General features: G+C 72.4%; 17 protein-coding genes. 10 read left to right on the top strand and 7 right to left on the bottom strand.

Annotated features, from left to right (window positions below; genetic code table 11):
- The first annotated feature begins 78 nt into the window (after window positions 1-78).
- Both ACFT4A_RS24115 and ACFT4A_RS24110 read left to right on the top strand, forming a co-directional pair.
- The gene (locus tag ACFT4A_RS24115; protein WP_382833268.1) at window positions 79-1,038 is read left to right on the top strand and encodes a threonine/serine dehydratase; all 960 of its coding nucleotides are present in this window, start codon (window positions 79-81) and stop codon (window positions 1,036-1,038) included.
- A gap of 342 nt (window positions 1,039-1,380) precedes the next feature.
- Window positions 1,381-3,018, top strand: a complete 1,638-nt coding sequence (locus ACFT4A_RS24110; protein ID WP_382833356.1) for a serine/threonine protein kinase — start codon at window positions 1,381-1,383, stop codon at window positions 3,016-3,018.
- Here the strand turns inward: ACFT4A_RS24110 and ACFT4A_RS24105 are convergent.
- A complete protein-coding gene (locus tag ACFT4A_RS24105) occupies window positions 3,010-4,443 on the bottom strand; it encodes a serine hydrolase domain-containing protein (protein WP_382833266.1) in 1,434 nt (477 codons plus the stop codon). The genes ACFT4A_RS24110 and ACFT4A_RS24105 overlap by 9 nt on opposite strands.
- Before the next feature lie 73 nt (window positions 4,444-4,516).
- On the opposite strand from ACFT4A_RS24105, the gene ACFT4A_RS24100 reads away from it, so the two are divergent.
- The 3 genes from ACFT4A_RS24100 to ACFT4A_RS24090 all read left to right on the top strand — a co-directional run bounded on the left by ACFT4A_RS24100 (window position 4,517) and on the right by ACFT4A_RS24090 (window position 7,099).
- A complete protein-coding gene (locus ACFT4A_RS24100) occupies window positions 4,517-5,488 on the top strand; it encodes an LLM class F420-dependent oxidoreductase (protein WP_382833264.1) in 972 nt (323 codons plus the stop codon).
- A 91-nt stretch (window positions 5,489-5,579) separates the two neighbouring features.
- The gene (locus ACFT4A_RS24095) at window positions 5,580-6,611 is read left to right on the top strand and encodes a hypothetical protein (protein ID WP_382833262.1); all 1,032 of its coding nucleotides are present in this window, start codon (window positions 5,580-5,582) and stop codon (window positions 6,609-6,611) included.
- A 62-nt stretch (window positions 6,612-6,673) separates the two neighbouring features.
- Window positions 6,674-7,099: an SsgA family sporulation/cell division regulator gene (locus ACFT4A_RS24090; protein WP_382833261.1), complete on the top strand. Its 426-nt coding sequence runs from the start codon at window positions 6,674-6,676 to the stop codon at window positions 7,097-7,099.
- Between the two features lie 31 nt (window positions 7,100-7,130).
- On the opposite strand, the gene ACFT4A_RS24085 is transcribed toward ACFT4A_RS24090, so the two are convergent.
- Window positions 7,131-7,556: a DUF6328 family protein gene (locus tag ACFT4A_RS24085; RefSeq protein ID WP_382833354.1), complete on the bottom strand. Its 426-nt coding sequence runs from the start codon at window positions 7,554-7,556 to the stop codon at window positions 7,131-7,133.
- A gap of 221 nt (window positions 7,557-7,777) precedes the next feature.
- On the opposite strand from ACFT4A_RS24085, the gene ACFT4A_RS24080 reads away from it, so the two are divergent.
- Window positions 7,778-8,122: a hypothetical protein gene (locus tag ACFT4A_RS24080; protein WP_382833259.1), complete on the top strand. Its 345-nt coding sequence runs from the start codon at window positions 7,778-7,780 to the stop codon at window positions 8,120-8,122.
- A gap of 24 nt (window positions 8,123-8,146) precedes the next feature.
- On the opposite strand, the gene ACFT4A_RS24075 is transcribed toward ACFT4A_RS24080, so the two are convergent.
- Window positions 8,147-9,130, bottom strand: coding sequence for an aldo/keto reductase (locus tag ACFT4A_RS24075; RefSeq protein ID WP_382833258.1), 984 nt, complete (start codon window positions 9,128-9,130; stop codon window positions 8,147-8,149).
- A 155-nt stretch (window positions 9,131-9,285) separates the two neighbouring features.
- Here ACFT4A_RS24075 and ACFT4A_RS24070 point away from each other — a divergent pair, with 155 nt between their 5' ends.
- On the top strand, window positions 9,286-11,001 hold the full coding sequence (locus tag ACFT4A_RS24070; RefSeq protein WP_382833352.1) for a cholesterol oxidase substrate-binding domain-containing protein: 1,716 nt from the start codon (window positions 9,286-9,288) through the stop codon (window positions 10,999-11,001).
- Here the strand turns inward: ACFT4A_RS24070 and ACFT4A_RS24065 are convergent.
- Together ACFT4A_RS24065 and ACFT4A_RS24060 are read right to left on the bottom strand one after the other, a co-directional pair.
- Entirely contained in the window at window positions 10,998-11,582 is a 585-nt protein-coding gene (locus ACFT4A_RS24065; RefSeq protein ID WP_382833256.1) for a TetR family transcriptional regulator, read from the bottom strand. The genes ACFT4A_RS24070 and ACFT4A_RS24065 overlap by 4 nt on opposite strands.
- Window positions 11,579-13,042 carry an MFS transporter gene (locus ACFT4A_RS24060; RefSeq protein WP_382833255.1) on the bottom strand — a complete coding sequence of 488 codons (1,464 nt, stop codon included), beginning with the start codon at window positions 13,040-13,042 and terminating at the stop codon, window positions 11,579-11,581. Before ACFT4A_RS24060 ends, ACFT4A_RS24065 begins: the two co-directional genes overlap by 4 nt.
- A 398-nt stretch (window positions 13,043-13,440) precedes the next feature.
- On the opposite strand from ACFT4A_RS24060, the gene ACFT4A_RS24055 reads away from it, so the two are divergent.
- The gene (locus ACFT4A_RS24055) at window positions 13,441-13,815 is read left to right on the top strand and encodes a tyrosinase cofactor (protein ID WP_382833253.1); all 375 of its coding nucleotides are present in this window, start codon (window positions 13,441-13,443) and stop codon (window positions 13,813-13,815) included.
- A gap of 31 nt (window positions 13,816-13,846) precedes the next feature.
- The gene (locus ACFT4A_RS24050) at window positions 13,847-14,668 is read left to right on the top strand and encodes a tyrosinase family protein (protein ID WP_382833251.1); all 822 of its coding nucleotides are present in this window, start codon (window positions 13,847-13,849) and stop codon (window positions 14,666-14,668) included.
- Here the strand turns inward: ACFT4A_RS24050 and ACFT4A_RS24045 are convergent, their stop codons facing one another.
- Together ACFT4A_RS24045 and ACFT4A_RS24040 are read right to left on the bottom strand one after the other, a co-directional pair.
- Window positions 14,669-15,382, bottom strand: coding sequence for a ribonuclease H (locus ACFT4A_RS24045; protein ID WP_382833250.1), 714 nt, complete (start codon window positions 15,380-15,382; stop codon window positions 14,669-14,671). It lies immediately after the preceding gene.
- A 41-nt stretch (window positions 15,383-15,423) separates the two neighbouring features.
- Window positions 15,424-16,224 carry a VOC family protein gene (locus ACFT4A_RS24040; protein ID WP_382833248.1) on the bottom strand — a complete coding sequence of 267 codons (801 nt, stop codon included), beginning with the start codon at window positions 16,222-16,224 and terminating at the stop codon, window positions 15,424-15,426.
- A gap of 144 nt (window positions 16,225-16,368) precedes the next feature.
- Here ACFT4A_RS24040 and ACFT4A_RS24035 point away from each other — a divergent pair, with 144 nt between their 5' ends.
- A complete protein-coding gene (locus ACFT4A_RS24035; RefSeq protein ID WP_382833350.1) occupies window positions 16,369-17,376 on the top strand; it encodes a zinc-binding alcohol dehydrogenase family protein in 1,008 nt (335 codons plus the stop codon).
- Window positions 17,377-17,697: the final 321 nt, after the last annotated feature.

The following is a 17,697-nucleotide window of genomic DNA, read 5'->3' as shown; positions in this document are numbered from 1 at the left end:
TGATTGACCTCGGCCGGGTCGGCGGGCCAGGGTGCGACCAGGCGTGTTTCGCGACCCCGCGCCGGAAGGACGACAGCAGTGATCAGCATCTCGGAGATCGAGGCAACGGCCGAGCGGATCGCCGGGCACGTCGAGCGCACGCCGACCGTGTCGAGCCCGGGGCTGTCGGCGCTGCTCGGCACCCCGGTCACCGCGAAGCTGGAACTGCTGCAGCGCACCGGCTCGTTCAAGGCGCGCGGGGCGACGGCGAAGCTGCTGTCGCTGGGCGAGGCCGAGCGGGCCGCCGGGGTGGTGGCGGTCAGCGGCGGCAACCACGGGATCGCCGTCGCGGTCATGGCCGCCGCCCTCGATGTGAAGGCCACGATCGTCATGCCCCGCTCGGCGCCCTCCCGTGCCGTGGAGATCGCGGAGACGTCCGGCGCGTCGGTGCGGCTGACCGACGACATGGACGGCGCGTTCGCGCTCATGACGCGGCTTCAGCAGGAGGGGCTGACCCTGGTCCACCCCTTCGACGACCCGGTGGTGATCGCCGGGCAGGGCACGGTCGGCCTGGAGTTCGCCGCCGACGCCGGGGAGCTCACCGACGTGCTGGTCAGCATCGGGGGCGGCGCGCTGATCTCCGGGGTCGCCGCGGCACTGCGGGCGCGGCGGCCCGGGGTGCGGGTGTGGGGCGTGGAGACCGAGGGCGCCCAGGCCATGTCCGAGGCGCTGGCGGCGGGCGGTCCGCTGCCGGTCGCCCTGTCGTCGATCGTCTCCACGCTCAGCGCCCCGTCCGTGTCGCGGCTGACGTACGACCATGTCTCGGCCCTGGTCACCGAGGTGCTCGTGGTCCCGGACCGGGAAGCCGTGCGGGGCTCGCTGGAGCTGGCCGACCACGCCAAGGTGTGGGCCGAACCGGCCGCCGGCTGCCTGCTGCCCGCCGCCCGGCGGGTTCTGGAGCGGGTCGGTGACGGAGCCCGGCTCGGCCTGGTGGTGTGCGGGGGCAACGCGACCACGGGAGACATGATCGCCTGGTCGCATCGCTTCGGTCTGCGCTGAGGATCCGGCCGCCCTCGGGGAATCCGTCGCGGAATTCATCGGAGGGCTCCGAGTTCAGATGTTGTACACCGCGGCATTTACCGGCGGTTACCACCAGGCCAGCCCGGAATTTGCGAATCCGCGGGCGGCGGCGGGCCAATTCTCCGAGCCCTAGGAGGCCGGGCGGCCGAGGTGAGCCGTGCCGGAGCCCATGAAAGACCGTTTCTCCTCGCGCACTTGCCCCCATCTCTTGAACAAAAGACAAGAATGAACACGGAGTTGCGATCCGATTGAACAGAGTGCGCCTCACTCCCCGTACCTCTGGAAAAGGTTGAGAGCCAGATTTCCAGTCGAGGGATGGCCATGGGCAGGGCGCACGTCTCCACACACCAGTTGGTCGCCGGCCGGTACCGGCTGCTCGAGATCATCCAGCGCGAGACCAACCGCATCTGCTGGTACGCCGAGGACACCGGCGCCGGCGAGGTCTCGCGGCCGTGTCTCGTCACCCAGATCGGGCTTCCGGACGACCCCCTCGAACCCGAGCGCCGGGCCTCCGCCCGGCTGCTGCGCACGTCCGAGAACATGGCGCTGCTGTGCCCGGGCCGGATCGCCACGGTCGTCGACACCGTCGAGGAGGCCGGCGCCCTGTGGACCGTCAACGAGTGGATCGACGGCACGCCACTGGGCGAACTCCTCTCGGAGCAGGGCACGTTCAACTACGTGCGCGCCGCGCGCATCGGCCTGGAGCTGCTCGACGTCCTGGACGCGGCGCACGCCGAGGGCATCACCCACGGCGAACTCAGCCCCGGCCAGGTGTTCGTCCGTGAGGACCACTCGGTCGTCGTCACCGGCTACGGCCTGGCCGGCGCCACCCTCGCGCCCCGGCTCACGGCCCCCGCGTACGCCTCTCCGGAACAGGCCCGGGACGAGCGCATCGGTCCCGCCGCCGACCTGTGGGCGCTGGGCGCGATCCTCTACACGATGGTCGAGGGACGCCCGCCGTTCCGCGACCGGGGGCGCCCGGAGAACACCCTGAAGGCCGTGGACCGGCTGCCGCTGCGCTCGCCGGTGCGCTCCGGGCCGCTCACCCAGGTCGTGCAGGGACTGCTCCGCAAGGACTCACGGGAGCGGCTGACCCGCCCGGTGGTCCGTGAGGCGCTGACCCGCGCGCTCAGCGAGGACCCGGAAGCGGCCATGGCGTCGGTGCAGGCCCCGCGGCTGCGCGGCTCGTACGCCGCCATACTGCCGGGGAACCCGGCCTGGAGCAGACGGACCATGGTGGCCGGGACGGCCCTGGCCGTCGTCACCGTCGCGGTCGCCGTGCTCGCCGCGACCCAGGGGCTGCCCGGCAGTGACACCGGCGGCGAGGCGGCCGACTCGCCGGCCCGGCCGCCTGCCTCCGCCGCCTCGCCTGGCGAGAGCACCGGCGACGACAGTCCCGAGCCGTCCGGGACGCCCAGCCCGACCGAGGAACCCTCCTCCCCCACACCCACCCCGTCGTCTCCCGAGCCCACGCCGTCCGCCCCGGCCACCGGCCTGCCGCCCGGCTTCCAGCGCTACCACGCGCCGGAGGGCTTCTCCGTCGCGCTGCCCGAGAACTGGAAGCGGCTGGACACCGACCGCCAGGGCCTCGCGTACCGGGTCGTCTTCGGTGCCGACGGCGACGACCGCACGCTGGCCGTCACCTACAGCGCGGACGCGGGCCCGGACCCCGTGGCCGTGTGGCGGGACGACGTCGAACCGAACCTGAAGCAGTCCGGTGACTACGAGCGGATCGGCGCGATCCGCGCGACGACGTACCAGGGGCGCGAGGCCGCCGACATGGAGTGGACGGCGGACATCGGCGACACCCGCGTACGCACCTTCGGCCGGGGTCTCCTGCTGGGCGGGGGCCGGAGCTTCTCGCTGCGCTGGACGACCCCGGCCGCGGACTGGGAGGACAGCGCGAGCGAGGAGACGTTGCGCACCGTCCTCAAGACCTTCCGGCCGGACTCAGACTGAACCGCGTGGTGCGCGCAGGGAGATGAGCGGGCCGGGACGCAGGGGCTGCGTGCGCCAGCGCGCGGTGAGCGTACGGTCCGCGAGGGAGCACGTCAGCGCCAGGCGGTGCGGGGTCTCCAGGAACGCGGCCTCCACGGCCAGCGTGCCGGCATCGGTCCAGCCGCCGCTCACCGCGGTCGGGAGCGGCGCCTCCGTCACCGTCCAGTCCGCCTTCCCGATCCGCAGCTCCAGCCGGGTCTCCCCCTCGGTGAGCCTGAGCGTCCAGGCGTCCGCGTCCTGCCCGAGTTCGGCCGACAGGGCCGGACCGTCCCCCGCCGGGGAAGCGAACGCGGCGGCGGCCCAGCCCTCGGCCCGTCCGGGCGGTGTCGGGCTGCCCGGGGCGGGCGGCAGCGCGAGCCCGGCGAGGCGCTCGCGCAGGGCCGCGTCGGCGGTCTCCCGGCCGGTCAGCGGTTCGGGGCCGAAGGCGGGCAGCAGATGCTTCCAGACGAGGTCCAGGTAGTCCTGCATCCGCTCGGTCGCCGCGGTCGTGGCGATCACCGCGTCGTGCTCGGGCAGTACCAGGCAGTACTGGCCGTACGCGCCGTCGCCCCGGTAGCCGTGCCGGGAGGTCCAGAACTGGTAGCCGTAGCCCCGGTCCCAGTCCTGCCGGTCCACCTCTCCCGTGGCACCGGCGGTCGGGATGTGCGGGCGCGAGGCCCGGGCCGCCCATCCCTCGGGCAGCAGCCGCCTGCCCTCCCAGATTCCGTCGCGCAGATACAGCTCGCCGAGCCGGGCGATCGCGTCGGTGGTGGCGTGCAGACCGCTGTAGCCGATCTCGCGGCCGGCGCGGTCCCGCTGCCAGAACACCTCGCCGATACCGAGGGGATCCAGCAGCCGCGGGCGCAGATACTCGGTGAGCCGCTGCCCGGTCACCCGCTGGACGATCGCGCCGAGGGTGTAGGTGGTGGGCTGGTTGTAGGCGAAGACGGTGCCGGGGTCGCGGTCCGGCGGAAGGAGCAGGAACCCGCGTACGGGCTCCGCCCGGTCCAGCCCGTAGGTCTCCTCGATGGTCTCCCGCTCGTGGCCGCTCGCCATCGACGCCACGTGCCGTACGAGCATGGCGCGGCTGCGGGGGTCGGTGATGTCGGCCTCGAACTCCGGGAAGTAGGAGATCACGGGCGCGTCGAAGTCGAGCAGTCCCTCGGCCTCGGCCAGGGCGGCGGCGGTCCCGGTGAAGCTCTTGCTGAGCGAGTACAGCAGGTGGGGGCGGTCGGGGGTGTAGGGCGCCCACCAGCCGGAGGCGACGAGGTGTCCGTGCCGCATGATCATCAGGCTGTGCGGCTCGATCTCCGGGGCCGCTTCGAGGGCGTCGAGGAAGGCGTGGACGCCGGAGGCGTCGACACCCTGGGAGGCGGGGCTGCCGGTCGGCAGGGCGGAGGCACTCATGGAGGCATCCTCCCCCTGCCGCCGGACCTTGATCGAGCCGTTTTCACGCCCGCTGTCCGGGGACTCGCCGGTCATGGTGCAAATCGGATACACGATGATGACCGAACAGGCCGGCCCCCGAGCGCTCGTCGACCATGTGGTGCGGGCCGAGGAGGCGGGCTTCGACTTCTCGGTGACCTCCGACCACTACTTCCCGTGGCTGCGCTCGCAGGGCCACTCGCCCTACGCGTGGGCGGTGCTCGGCGCGGCCGCCCAGGCCACGTCCCGTATCCCGTTGATGACGTATGTGACCTGCCCGACGTTCCGCTACCACCCGGCGGTGGTGGCGCAGAAGGCGGCGACGCTGCAGTTGCTGTCCGAGGGCCGGTTCCGGCTGGGACTCGGCTCCGGCGAGAACCTCAACGAGCATGTGGTGGGCGGCGGCTGGCCGTCCGTCGACGTACGGCACGAGATGTTCGAGGAGGCCGTGGAGATCATCCGGGCCCTCTTCGAGGGCGGCCACGTCAATCACCGCGGCACGCACTTCGACGTGGAGTCGGCCCGGCTGTGGGACCTGCCGGACGAGGCGCCGCCCATCGGCGTCGCCGTCTCCGGGGAGCGGTCGTGCGCACTCGCGGGCCGGCTCGGCGACCTGGTGATCGCCACCGAGCCCAAGCCGGGCCTGCTGGAGGCGTTCGACCGGCACGGCGGCGCGGGCAAGCCCCGTATCGGCCAACTGCCGGTCTGCTACGACCCCGACCGGGACACGGCCGTCGAGCGCGCCCACTCCCAGTTCCGCTGGTTCGGCAGCGGCTGGAAGGTCAACTCGGAGCTCCCGCACCCGGATTCCTTCGACGCGGCGACCCGGTTCGTCACACCCGACGACGTGGCCGACGCCATCCCCTGCGGTGACGACCCGGACACCTTCGTCGAGGCCGTCCGCCCGTACGCCGAGGCGGGTTTCACCGAGATAGCCCTGGTCCAGATCGGCGGCGAGTCGCAGCCGGCGTACCTGGACTGGTCGGAGAAGACCCTGCTGCCCGCGCTGCGCGACGCGTTCGGCTGAGGCCGGTGGCGGCAGATGCTTTCCGAGGGTGGAGATAGGCTGCTGGCCTGCACGTACTCGATGCAGCCAACCCCCCTCAGGAGAGTCGTCCGTGACCGTAGCCATCACCCCGCCCGAGACCTCCCCGGCGCCCGTCTCCGACCTTGTCGCGCTGGACGCGCGGGAGTTCGGGGCGTACGCCCGGACCGGAGGGTGGGCCTTCGGGCTGAAGGTGGCGCGCAGCGTGCGGCCCGGCGGGCAGGGCGCGGACGAGACGCCGAAGGTGTCGGCGAAGGAGTTCGCGGAGCTCGCCGGGTGCTCTCCGGAGCGGGTCATGCGCTACTACAAGGCGTGGGACCGGGCGGCGGACGACGGTCTGGTCCCGCACTTCGAGGCGCTGGCGCCGGGTGCGGACGTGGAACTGCCGGACGCGGACGTGTGGCTGAGCTACTACGTCTCCCGCAACAGCGCCACCTCCGAGCGCGGCACCGCCATCACCGAGGCCGCCGAGGCGGAGGGCATCCGGCCCACGAAGGCCCTGGAGGTCGCGGAGAACCCCACCGCCCTGCGTGCCGCGATCCTCGCCGACCCCTCCACCGCCCGCGCGGCCCGTCAGGCCCTGCTGGACCGGGTCCGGGAGGACCCCGACCTGCAGGCCGAGCTGGCCCGTGACGTCGTGCGCACCGACGAGCTGAAGAAGGCCGTCGCCGGCGAGAGCAGGGCGGCCGACCGCATCGGATACGTGCGCCAGATCGCCGAGTCGGGGCAGATCAAGACGCCCGCCGGGCAGACCCTCGACGCACCCGCCGATCTGCGTCAGGAGGCCGAACGGCATCTGTCGCTCATCGACGAGCTGGACGAGGACGAGGACTCCGGCGAGTGGGCCACCGAGGCGTACGACACCATGAAGTCCCTTGTCGTGGAGACCGTGGAGGCCGATCCGGGGCTGCGGGTGCAGGAGCGGCGCACGAAGTTCTACAGCAGCCTGCAGCGGGCGACCAAGGTGTTCGAGGAGCTGACCTTCGACGACACCCCGGAGTTCTACGAGGACGACATGGTGGAGCGCCTGGAGGAGCTGCAGCGGGCGGTGGCCGTCTGCATCGAGTCGCTGCGGGGTGCCCGCGGGAATCACCCCGAGGGCTGAGCATCTTGCGCGTGTGAGGGGTACTAGAGGGCTCTACGTCGGTTCATCCCGGAGGCCCTTTCGTGAACTCCTTCGTGCACAAGACCCTGGTGGTGCAGCTCCAGGCCGGTGACACGGACCGTTTCTCGGTACTCGCCCACCTGAGCTACGACGCCGCGGACCCGTTCGCCGTCACCCTCGTGTTCAGCCACGACGGCCGCGTGCTCGCCCGGTGGCAGCTGGACCGCGAGATGCTCGCCGACGGTCTACGGCGTCCGGTCGGGATGGGCGATGTGCGGATCCGCCCGGTGTCGCGGGGCATGTGGCAGGAGCTGCGCCTGGAGTTCCTCGGTGACGCCCGCCCCGACGGCGGCCGTCACCACGCCCTGGTGTTCGCGTGGGCCCCGGGGTTCGCGGCGTTCCTGCGGGAGACCCACGAGGTGGTCCCGCCGGGCCGCGAGGAGGTCCATGTGGACGATTTCCTGGCGGACGTCATCGCCGGGGGCTGATCCCAGGGGCATAGGGCCGGCCCGGCGGCCGTCACTCCGACGTATGGCGGTACCTGGTCCACAGGGGCAGGACGAACCAGCACAGCAGGTACCAGCAGACCACTCCGGCGACCAGGTAGGGCACGAAGCCGTTGTGCGTGGCCACGCGCAGGATCAGCAGCAGGGAGGCGGTCGTCGTGGCCAGCAGCAGGAGGAGGCCGAGCAGCGTCAGCCGGGAGGCCAGCCGTACCGCCTGCGGCTTGACGCGCCGCCCGGAGACGAGGCGGTGCAGGGACACCGGGCCTATGAGCGCCCCGGTCGCGCACGCGCCGAGGACGACCGTCACGAGGTAGATCGTCTGGTCCGTGCCGGTCAGTTCGTCGTACTTCTCGGTGAAGACCACAGTGAGCAGGAAACCGAACAGGATCTGCACGCCCATCTGGGCCACGCGGACCTCCTGGATGAGCTCCTGCCACATCCGGTCCGCTCTTTCCTCCTCCGTCTCGTTGCGCCCCCGGCGCCTGGCCCCGCCCTCTACCGTCTCCGACACGGTTCCTCCCGGTGTGAGACCTCAGGTGCTTCTCTCCCGCGAGTTCCCCGGAACGGGCCGTCCTCCCGGGCCGGGCGGCGGTTTGAGCGACCAGGCGAGGGTTACACGGACGACGCGAATGACGCAGAACCCGAGGAGGTCGTGGACGCATGTCCGGAACGCAGCTCACCGTGACGCTCAGCGGCGGCGGCACGGGCGACGCACGAGCGGTCGTCCGCGCCCTGCAAGGCACGTTCGGGGCGCCGGACGAGCTTCCCGCCGACGAGAACGCGACGGTGCACACGGCCACGTTCGGCGATGCGGAGGCGGGGCGCGCCGGCCGTGCCGGGGAGAGCTCCGAGCGGCTGTCCGCGCCGGTGACCGTGACCGTGCAGGGCACCCCGGAGGCGGTGCGGCGGGCGAGCGACACGCTCACCGGGGCCTTCACGGCCCGCGACGACGGGGTCGCCTCCGGCGACCAGGAGCAGGAACGGCAGCTGCTCCTGGTGCCGTGACGGATACCGTGAACCGGGCAGTCTCTACCAGCGGGATTCGATCTGGTCCTTGATCCGCTGCTCGTAGAGGTCGCCGATCGCCGCCAGCGTCCGGCCGGACAGCTCCGGCAGGCGGGCGGCGTTCGCGTTGGCGCGGGCCTGCTCGGGTGAGCGGGCGCCGGGGATCACGGTCGTGACGCCGGGCTGCTCGATGATCCAGCGCAGGGCCAGCTGGGCCGGGGTGTATCCCTCGGGGGCGAGTGCCGCGAACTCGGCGGCGGCCTCGATACCGGTGGCGTAGTCGACGCCGGAGAACGTCTCGCCCACGTCGAAGGCCTCGCCGTGCCGGTTGTAGGCGCGGTGGTCGTTGCCGGGGAAGACCGTCTCCCGCGTGTACTTGCCCGACAGCAGGCCGGAGGCGAGCGGGACGCGGGCGATGATGCCGACCCCCGCCGCACGGGCGGCCGGGAGCACCTCGCGCAGGGGCTTCATACGGAACGGGTTGAGGATGATCTGCACGCTCGCCACGTTGGGCCGGGCGATCGCGGTCAGCGCCTCCTCACAGGTCTCGACACTGACGCCGTACGCGGCGACGCGCTCCTCCTCGACCAGGGTGTCGAGGGCGTCGAACACCTCGTCCGTGGAGTAGACGGACGTGGGCGGGCAGTGCAGCTGCACCAGGTCGATCCGGTCGACGCCGAGGTTGCGCCGGGAACGGTCGTTCCAGTCGCGGAAGTTGTCGAGCACAAAGTTCTCGGGGATCTGGTCGACCCGGCGGCCCATCTTCGTGGCGACCAGGACGTGCAGGTCCGGCCTGCCGCTGAGGAACGTGGCGATGGTCTGCTCGCTGCGGCCGTCGCCGTACACGTCGGCGGTGTCGAAGAAGGTCACCCCGGATTCGGCCGCCGTCTCCAGTACCGCGAGGGCTTCCTTGTCGTCGACGTCTCCCCAGTCGGCACCCAGCTGCCATGTGCCCAGGCCCACGACGGAGGCATGCTGACCCGACCTGTCGAATGTGCGCTCGTCCATGGGCGTCAGTCTGTCATCCGTCACGGCCACGCGCGGAACGTATCCCTCCGGCCCGTCCCCCCTGCCCGATTCACTCACACGAGTGAATAGTGGCGACAGGAACGTGTCACGTGTCAGCCGGGCCCCTAGCGTGACTCCACGTGACTACCGGTTCAATGAGCAACTGCCCTTCCCAAGAACCGCGTTGGACGCGCCGGGGCTTCCTCCTCACGGCGGCCGCCCTCGCCGCCGTGCCGGGTCTGCCGGCGGATCCGGCGGCCGCTGCGGCGGAGCTGCCGGACTTCCCGGCGGATGTCGCGCTGTACCGCTCGGCGTACCGGAACTGGGTCGGCGAGATCACCGCGGACGGTCTGTGGGCCTGTGCGCCGGACGGCCCGGAGCAGGTGGCCGAGGTCGTCAACTGGGCGTGGCGGCACGGGTGGCGGGTGCGTGCCCGGGGCGCCTCGCACGGCTGGTCGCCCCTGACCGTGACGGAGGGGACACCGTCCGGCGCGCCCGTCCTCCTCGTCGACACGACGCCTCGTCTGACCGGCCTCACGCTGGACTCGCCGACGGCCGTACGGGCCGGAACCGGCGTGACCATGGAGGCCCTGCTCACCTTCCTGGAGGAACACGGCCTGGGAGTCACGGCGGCTCCCGCTCCCGGTGTCCTCACCCTGGGCGGCGCCCTGGCGATCGACGCGCACGGCACGGCCGTTCCCGCACGGGGCGAGCGCCGGCGGCCCGGGCACACGTACGGCTCGCTCAGCAATCTGATCCTGTCCCTGACGGCGGTCGTCTGGGACTCCCGGGCCGGCGCGTACGTGGTGCGCACGTTCCGTCGCGACGAGGCGGACGGTGCCGCGCTGCTGACCCATCTCGGACGGTCCCTGGTGACCGAGGTGGTGCTGCGGGTGGGCGCGAACACGAACCTGCGGTGCGTGAGCCGTACGGACATCCCGGCGGGCGAGTTGTTCGCCGCGCCCGGCTCCGGCGGGCGTACCCTCTCGCGCTACCTGGACGAGGCCGGGCGGGTCGAGGCGATCTGGTTCGCCTTCACCGAGCATCCCTGGCTGAAGGTGTGGAGCGTCTCCCCCACCCGGCCGCTGACCTCGCGGCGTGTGACGCGGCCGTACAACTACCCGTTCTCCGACAACATCCCGACGCCGGTGGCGGAGCTGGTGGGCCGGATGACGTCGGACGCGGCCTGGTATCTGGCGCCGGTGCTGGGCGCCGCGCAGTATGAGGCGGCCGCGCTCGGGCTGGTGACGACGCTGTCCGCCGATCTCTGGGGGCCGTCCAAGAACACCCTGCTGTATCTGAAGCCGAGCACCCTGCGGGTGCACGCCGACGGCTACGCGGTCCTGACCTCGCGGGAGCGGGTGCAGCGGGTGGTCTCGGAGTTCGCGGCCTTCTACCGGGAGCGGCTGGCGGCGTACGCGGCCCGGGGCAGCTTCCCGGTCAACGGCTCGGTGGAGATCCGGGTGACCGGCCTGGACGAGCCGGGCGACGCCGGAGTGGCCGGGGCCCGCCCGCCGCTGCTGTCCGCGCTCCGGCCGCGCGCGGACCACCCCGAGTGGGACACGGCCGTGTGGCTGGACGTCCTGACGCTGCCGGGCACGCCGGACGCTGAGGCGTTCCTGCGGGAGATCGAGCGGTTCCTGCTGCGTACCTTCGACGGCGGGTTCGCGCTCACCCGGGTGGAGTGGTCCAAGGGGTGGGCGTACACGGACGACGGGGTGTGGAGCGACGAGGAGGTCCTGGGGTCGGTGGTGCCGTCCGCCGTGGGTACGGCGGAGTGGGCCGAGGCGGACGCGGTGCTGGACCGGCTCGACCCGCACCGTGTGTACGGCAACGCCTTCCTGGACCGGCTGTTCGGCCCCGGTGCCTAGGGGGTGAGGTGTGCCTGCACCGCTGGCGCGTACCGGTCCACCAGGGCGTCGACCGTGCTCGCCCGCACCTCGGTGCCGCGGGCGATGCCGTACATCACGCCCAGGCCGAGCAGGGTGGCCACGGCCAGTTCGGCGCGCAGGCCGGCGTCGGGGCCGGATAGGCGATCGGTGAGGCGATCGGTCACCTGGGTGCGGAAGTTGGCGCGCAGGATGTCGCCCTGCTCGCCGTGCAGGGGCGCGAACACGATCCGCAGCAGCGGGTCGGCGCCCTGCTCGGACTGGCTGACCAGGACGTGGCTGACCATGTGCGCTCCGAGTTCGTCGAGCGGCGCGGCCAGCAGGGCGGCGGCGTCGGTCTCGAAGGACATGACCCGGGCGAACAGCGTGTCCTTGTTGCCGAAGTACTTGAGGATCAGCGGCGGGCTCACGCCGGCGCGCTCGGCGACCGCCTTGAGCGTGATGTCGGCGTGCGCGTGCCGGGCCAGCAGATGACGGGCCGCTTTCAGGATGGCCGCCTTGGTGGCCTCGGCGTCCCTGCGGGCCGGAGTGGGCGTGACGGGTGGAGTGCTCACGGCACTCATGCTCCCTCCATCGCGCGGTCGTGCGCGCCCCGGGTGCGGTCCTCGTCCGGCGCACGGCCGTCCGGTTCGTCGGCCGTGGGGTCGCCGGGTATGCAGAGCGCCGCCACGACGGCCACCAGGGCGACCGCACCGGCCATGGCGAACGCCAGCAGATATCCGTGCAGGGTGGGGACCGGGGCCCCGCCGACCAGGCTGGTGTGGTGCACGAGGACGGCGGCCACGGCGGCGCTGGAGCCGGCCTGGCCGATCGTCCGCATCAGGACGTTGACGCCGTTGGCGGAGGCGGTCTGCCCGGCCGGTACGGCACGCAGGATGAGCGTGGGCAGCGCCGAGTAGGCCAGGGTGGTGCCGGTGGCGACGACCGTGGCCCCCGCGATGATCATCCACAGATCGCGGCTGTCGGCGATGCGGACCGCGTACCCGGCGGCGATGACGGCGGCCCCGAGGGCGAGTGTGACGCGCGGGCCGCGCGCGGCGGAGATCCGGGCGGAGACGGGCGACAGCAGCAGCATGACCACGCCGCTGGGCAGCAGGCAGAGACCGGTGGCGACGATGGACAGACCGAGCCCGTACCCGGTCGCCTCGGGCGCCTGCACGAGCTGGGCGGTGACCAGGGTGTTGGCGTAGAACGCGAATCCGGCGAGCAGCGCCGCCACATGGGACAGTCCGACCCGGGGCCGGGCCACCAACCGCAGGTCCACCAGTGGCTGTTCGGCCCGCAGCTGCTGCCACCACCACAGCGCGAGCACGACGGCGGCGGCCAGGAAGAGGCCCACGACGCGCGGGCCGCCCCAGCCCCACTGCCCGCCCTGGGACACCCCGAGCAGCAGGCAGACGAGCCCCACGGCCAAGCCCAGCGCCCCCGGGACGTCGAACCGGCCCGGCTCGCGCACCGGCGACTCCCGTACCGCCCACCACACCAGCGTCACGCCCGTGGCGCCGAGGGCGCTGGTCACCCAGAACATGGTGTGCCAGTCCGCGTACTGCACGATCACCGCCGCCAGCGGCAGGCCGAGCGCGGCGCCGATGCCGACGGTGGAGCTCATCAGCGCCACGGCCGAGCCCCGGCGCTCCGGCGGCAGCTCGTCCCGCAGGATGCTGATGGACAGCGGGACGACCGCGGCGGCGGCCCCGGACAGGGTGCGGGCGGCGATCAGCACGCCGATGTCGGAGGTCAGGGCGCACAGGACCGACCCCAGAGTCATCAGCGCGAGGGCCGCCATGAGCACCCGTCGCTTGCCGTACATGTCGCCGGCCCGGCCCAGGACCGGGGTGAGGACGGCCCCGGACAGCAGGGTGGCCGTGACCATCCAGGAGACCGTGCCCGCCGAGGCGCCGGTCAGCCGGGGCAGGTCGGGCAGCAGGGGCACGACCACGGTCTGCATGACGGCCATGAGGATGCCGCCGAACGCGAGCACCGGGACGGTGAGCCGGTTGCGTATCGCGGCGGTCCGGTCCATCGGCACTCCAGCGGACGGCGCCTGGGCGAGGCGGCAGGTGAATGGCAATTCACCTTAGCCGGTGAATTGCCATTCACCCAAGTCGGGAGGTCCGGTCGACCTCGGGGCACCGCCGGGAGGGCGGACCACCGAATCGCGCCAGTTTCGCGGCGTGACGTGCACCACGGGCAGCGGGTCCCGTGGGGAGGAACAACCTCCCCGACGCCCCAAGCGGGCGGAATTTCCCCTTCCGTGCCCGCGCCCCCACCACTGACAGCAAGATCATCTTTGTTCAACCTTGCACGACATGGGGGGAATTGCCCGGATCGCAGCCAACCGGCTCGCGCGGATTTCTCCCGGTACCGGATGGACCGGTAGGCATGCCCAGGTCAACACCCGAACCGACCCAGGAGGTCCGCATGCCGGAACTCACCCGTCGCCGCGCGCTCACCGCCGCGGCCGTCCTCGCCGGGACCGCCGGCGTCCTGCCCGCCGTCGTGCCCGCCACGGCCGCCACCGGGCACGGGCACCACGACTCCCCCGGGACCTTCGACGAGGTCTACAAGGGCCGCCGGATACAGGGCCGCCCGGCCACCGGGACCGGTCATCACCACCACGGCGCCGGATACGCGGTGTTCGTCGACGGTGTCGAGCTGCACGTGATGCGCAACGTCGACGGCACCTGGATCAGCGTCGTCAGCCACTACGACCCGGTGGCCACCCCGCGCGCCGCCGCCCGCGCCGCGGTGGACGAGCTGCAGGGCGCGCCACTGCTGCCCTTCCCCGCCAACTGATCCGCACCGAAAGGCTCTGGAGCACCCGCACATGACCGTCCGCAAGAACCAGTCCGCCCTGACCGCCGACGAGAAGCGGCGTTTCGTCGCCGCCCTCATGGAGCTGAAGCGCAACGGCCGCTACGACGAATTCGTCACGACGCACAACGACTTCATCGTCTCCGACACCGACAACGGCGAGCGGACGGGCCACCGCTCACCGTCCTTCCTGCCCTGGCACCGAAGATTCCTCCTGGAATTCGAGCGGGCGCTCCAGTCGGTGGACGCTTCGGTGGCCCTGCCGTACTGGGACTGGACCGTCGACCGTTCGCCGCGTGCCTCGCTCTGGGCGCCCGACTTCCTCGGCGGCACCGGGCGCGACCGGGACGGCCGGGTGTCGGACGGGCCGTTCGCCTCGGCCGGCGGGAACTGGCAGATCAATGTGCGGGTCGACGGCCGTACGTTCCTGCGCCGGTCCCTCGGCGCCGGGGGACGCCAGCTGCCGACGGCCGCCGAGGTCGAGTCGGTGCTGGCGATGCCGACGTACGACATGGCGCCCTGGAACAGCGGCTCGGACGGTTTCCGCAACCATCTCGAAGGCTGGCGCGGCGTCAATCTGCACAACCGCGTCCACGTGTGGGTGGGCGGGCACATGGCCACCGGCGCCTCGCCCAACGACCCGGTGTTCTGGCTGCACCACGCGTACATCGACAAGCTGTGGGCCGAGTGGCAGCGGCGGCACCCCGGCTCCGGCTATCTGCCGGTCTCGGGCACGCCGAACGTGATCGACCTCAACGAGACCATGCGGCCGTGGCACGACACGAGCCCGGCGGATCTGCTGGACCACACGGCGCACTACACGTTCGACGCCTGATCAGGCGGTGGCGGCCGTGCGGCACTCCGGGTGTCCCCAGCCGCTGTCGTTCTTGCTGATGGGCTCGCCCGCCGCGTAGGAGCGGCCGCACTGGCAGCGGCCGGGGAACTTCGCCTTGATGGTGCGCGAGGAGCCCTTGGCGCCGGAGGCCTTCGCGGTGCGGGCCGAACCGCCGCGCGGGCGGGAGCGGGGTGCCTTGACCGGGGTGTCCGGGGCGGGCGGCGGCTCGGGGGAACCCAGCTCGCTGCCCGCGGACTCCTGGACGGTGGCGGCCTGGCTGGCGGCGCGGTCGGCGAAGTCGTTGAGCCGGTCGCCGTCGACCTGGTGGGCGGGCACGTAGCGGAACTCGACCGAGCGGCCGTCCAGGAGTTCGTCGATGCGCACGACGAGGTCCTGGTTGGCGACCGGCTTGCCGGCGGACGTCTTCCAGCCGTTGCGCTTCCAGCCGGGCAGCCAGGTGGTGACCGCCTTCATCGCGTACTGCGAGTCCATCCGGATCTCGAGCGGTACGCCCGGGTCGGTCGCCGTCAGCAGGCGCTCCAGCGCGGTCAGTTCCGCGACGTTGTTGGTGGCCTTGCCGAGCGGCCCCGCCTCCCAGCTCACCGGGCTCTCGGAAGCGTCGGCGACGACCCAGGCCCAGCCCGCGGGTCCCGGGTTTCCCTTCGAAGCCCCGTCGCACGCGGCCACAACACGTTCACGCATGGGCTCGATCATGCCATGGCCGCACGGTCCGCCCGGCCGGGAGGGTGGGGTGGTTACGACACGTCGGCCAGCTTCGGCATGTCACCCTCGGTCGTCGTGACATCGATCACCGAGAAGATCGCGCCCTGCGGATCGCTGATGGCGGCGAACCGGCCGAACGGCGTGGTCATCGGACCGAACCGCAGGACGCCGCCGAGCTTGGTCGCCTTCGCCACGGCGTCGTCGCAGTCCTCGACGGTGAAGTAGACGTTGATGTACGGCGGCATCTCGGGCGGGAACTCCTCCGTCATCTTCATCCGGCCCAGCACGGTGCGTTCGCCGAGGTCGTAGATGCGGAAGTCCATCTCGCCGTCCTCCATGTCCCGCTGCCGGTAGGAGAAGACGGCGGGGAAGAACGCGTCGGACTTCTCGGGCTCGCGGGTGAAGACCTCGGCCCAGATGTAGGCGCCCGGTTCGGCCATCACCTCGAAGCCCTCGTGGGTGCCCGCCTGCCAGACGCCGAAGACGACCCCGCTCGGGTCGCGGGCCAGGCACATGGTGCCGAAGTCGCCGACCTGCATCGGCTCCATCAGGACCTCGCCGCCGTTGTCGCGGATCCGGGCGGCGGTGGCGGCGGTGTCCCGGGCGGCGAAGTACAGGCACCACTGCGACGGGGCCTCCGGCTGGCCGGGCATGGGCGGGACGACGGCGGCGACCGCCTTGCCGTCCGCGTAGGCCTGGGTGTAGTCGCCGTACTCCGGCGACGCCTCGGCGAAGGTCCAGCCGAGGACGTCTCCGTAGAAGGTCTTGGCCCCTTCGAGGTCACTGAACGTCGCGTCGGCCCAGCAAGGGGCTCCTTCAGGTTGCACGGCCATGGCTACGGCCCTCTCCGGACGGGTGGATGGTCCGTTTCCTCACGCTAGTCACCCTCGGGTCGGCCCGCGCGCCGAACGGGCCGTTCCGCAGCAGACTGGGCAGGAGCCCTCGGCAGGACGGGGAGCGGTATGGCGGACGGGACGATGCGCGCGTGGTCGGTGGAGCGGCCGGGTCCGGTCGAGGAGGGGTCGCTCCGGCTGGTCGGGAAACCGGTGCCGGTGCCCGCGGAGGACGAGTTGCTGGTGCGGGTGCGCGCCTGCGGAGTGTGCCGTACGGATCTGCATGTCGCCGAGGGCGATCTGCCCGTGCACCGGGCGGGTGTCACGCCCGGGCACGAGGTCGTCGGGACGGTGGCCGGGGCGGGCGCGGCGGTGCGCGGCCTCGCGGTGGGCGACCGGGTCGGCGTGGCCTGGCTGCGCCGCACGGACGGCGACTGCGCGTACTGCGCACGCGGCGCGGAGAACCTCTGCCCCCGGTCCGAGTACACGGGCTGGTACGCCGACGGCGGCTACGCGGAGTACACGACCGTACCGGCCGCGTTCGCCTATCGGATGCCGGACGATGTGCCGGACGTGGCGCTGGCGCCGCTGCTGTGCGCGGGCATCATCGGCCATCGCGCGCTGCGGCGGGCCGCGCTGCCGCCCGGCGGGAGGCTAGGGCTGTACGGCTTCGGGGGCAGCGCCCATCTGTGCGCGCAGGTGGCGCTGGCCGAGGGGGCCGTCGTGCACGTCATGACGCGTGGTGCGGCCGCGCGGCGGCTGGCGCTGGAACTGGGCGCGGCGTCCGCGCAGGACGCGTACGCGAGGCCGCCGGAGCCGCTGGACAGCGCGATCCTCTTCGCCCCGGCCGGCGAACTGGTCCCGGTGGCGCTGCGCGCCCTCGACCGGGGCGGCGTCCTCGCCATCGCCGGCATCCACCTCACCGACACGCCTCCCCTGCACTACGAGACCGAGCTGTTCTACGAGAAGCAGGTGCGCAGCGTCGCGTCCAACACGCGTGCGGACGGCCGCGAGTTCCTGACGCTGGCGGCTCGCCACGGCGTCCGGGCGACGACGCATCCCTACCCGCTGTCGCGGGCTGTGGAGGCGCTCGGGGACCTGAAGGCGGGGCGGTTCGACGGGGCGGCGGTGCTGGTGAACGACTGGGTGTGAGTGGTGTCGGCGTGCGGGTCACCACGGGGTGTGCGCCGGAGGGGGACGGGTGGTGACCGCGGCGATACGCGGCGTCCGTGCGCCCTGTGCGCCGGGCGCGGCGGGGTCGGTGACCGGCGTGGGGGCACACGCCGGCTCGTCCTCCACCCCCATCGTGGGTTTGCCACCTCCGGCGCGAGAAACCGCCCCCTTCACGCGGTTATCCGGGTACCTCTGCCGCTGTTTGGCTATGCCTCGCGGCGCGTCCGGCTCACGGGCGCCATGAGTCGCCGCCTTCGCCGGCCACCCCACCGTCCCTGCCACCACTCCACCCATCCCGGC

Source organism: Streptomyces sp. NPDC057099 (assembly GCF_042671245.1).
Classification (GTDB): Bacteria; Actinomycetota; Actinomycetes; order Streptomycetales; family Streptomycetaceae; genus Streptomyces; species Streptomyces purpurascens.
The sequence above is the reverse complement of the archived record's forward strand: the minus strand, read 5'-3'. Positions and strand labels throughout refer to the sequence as shown.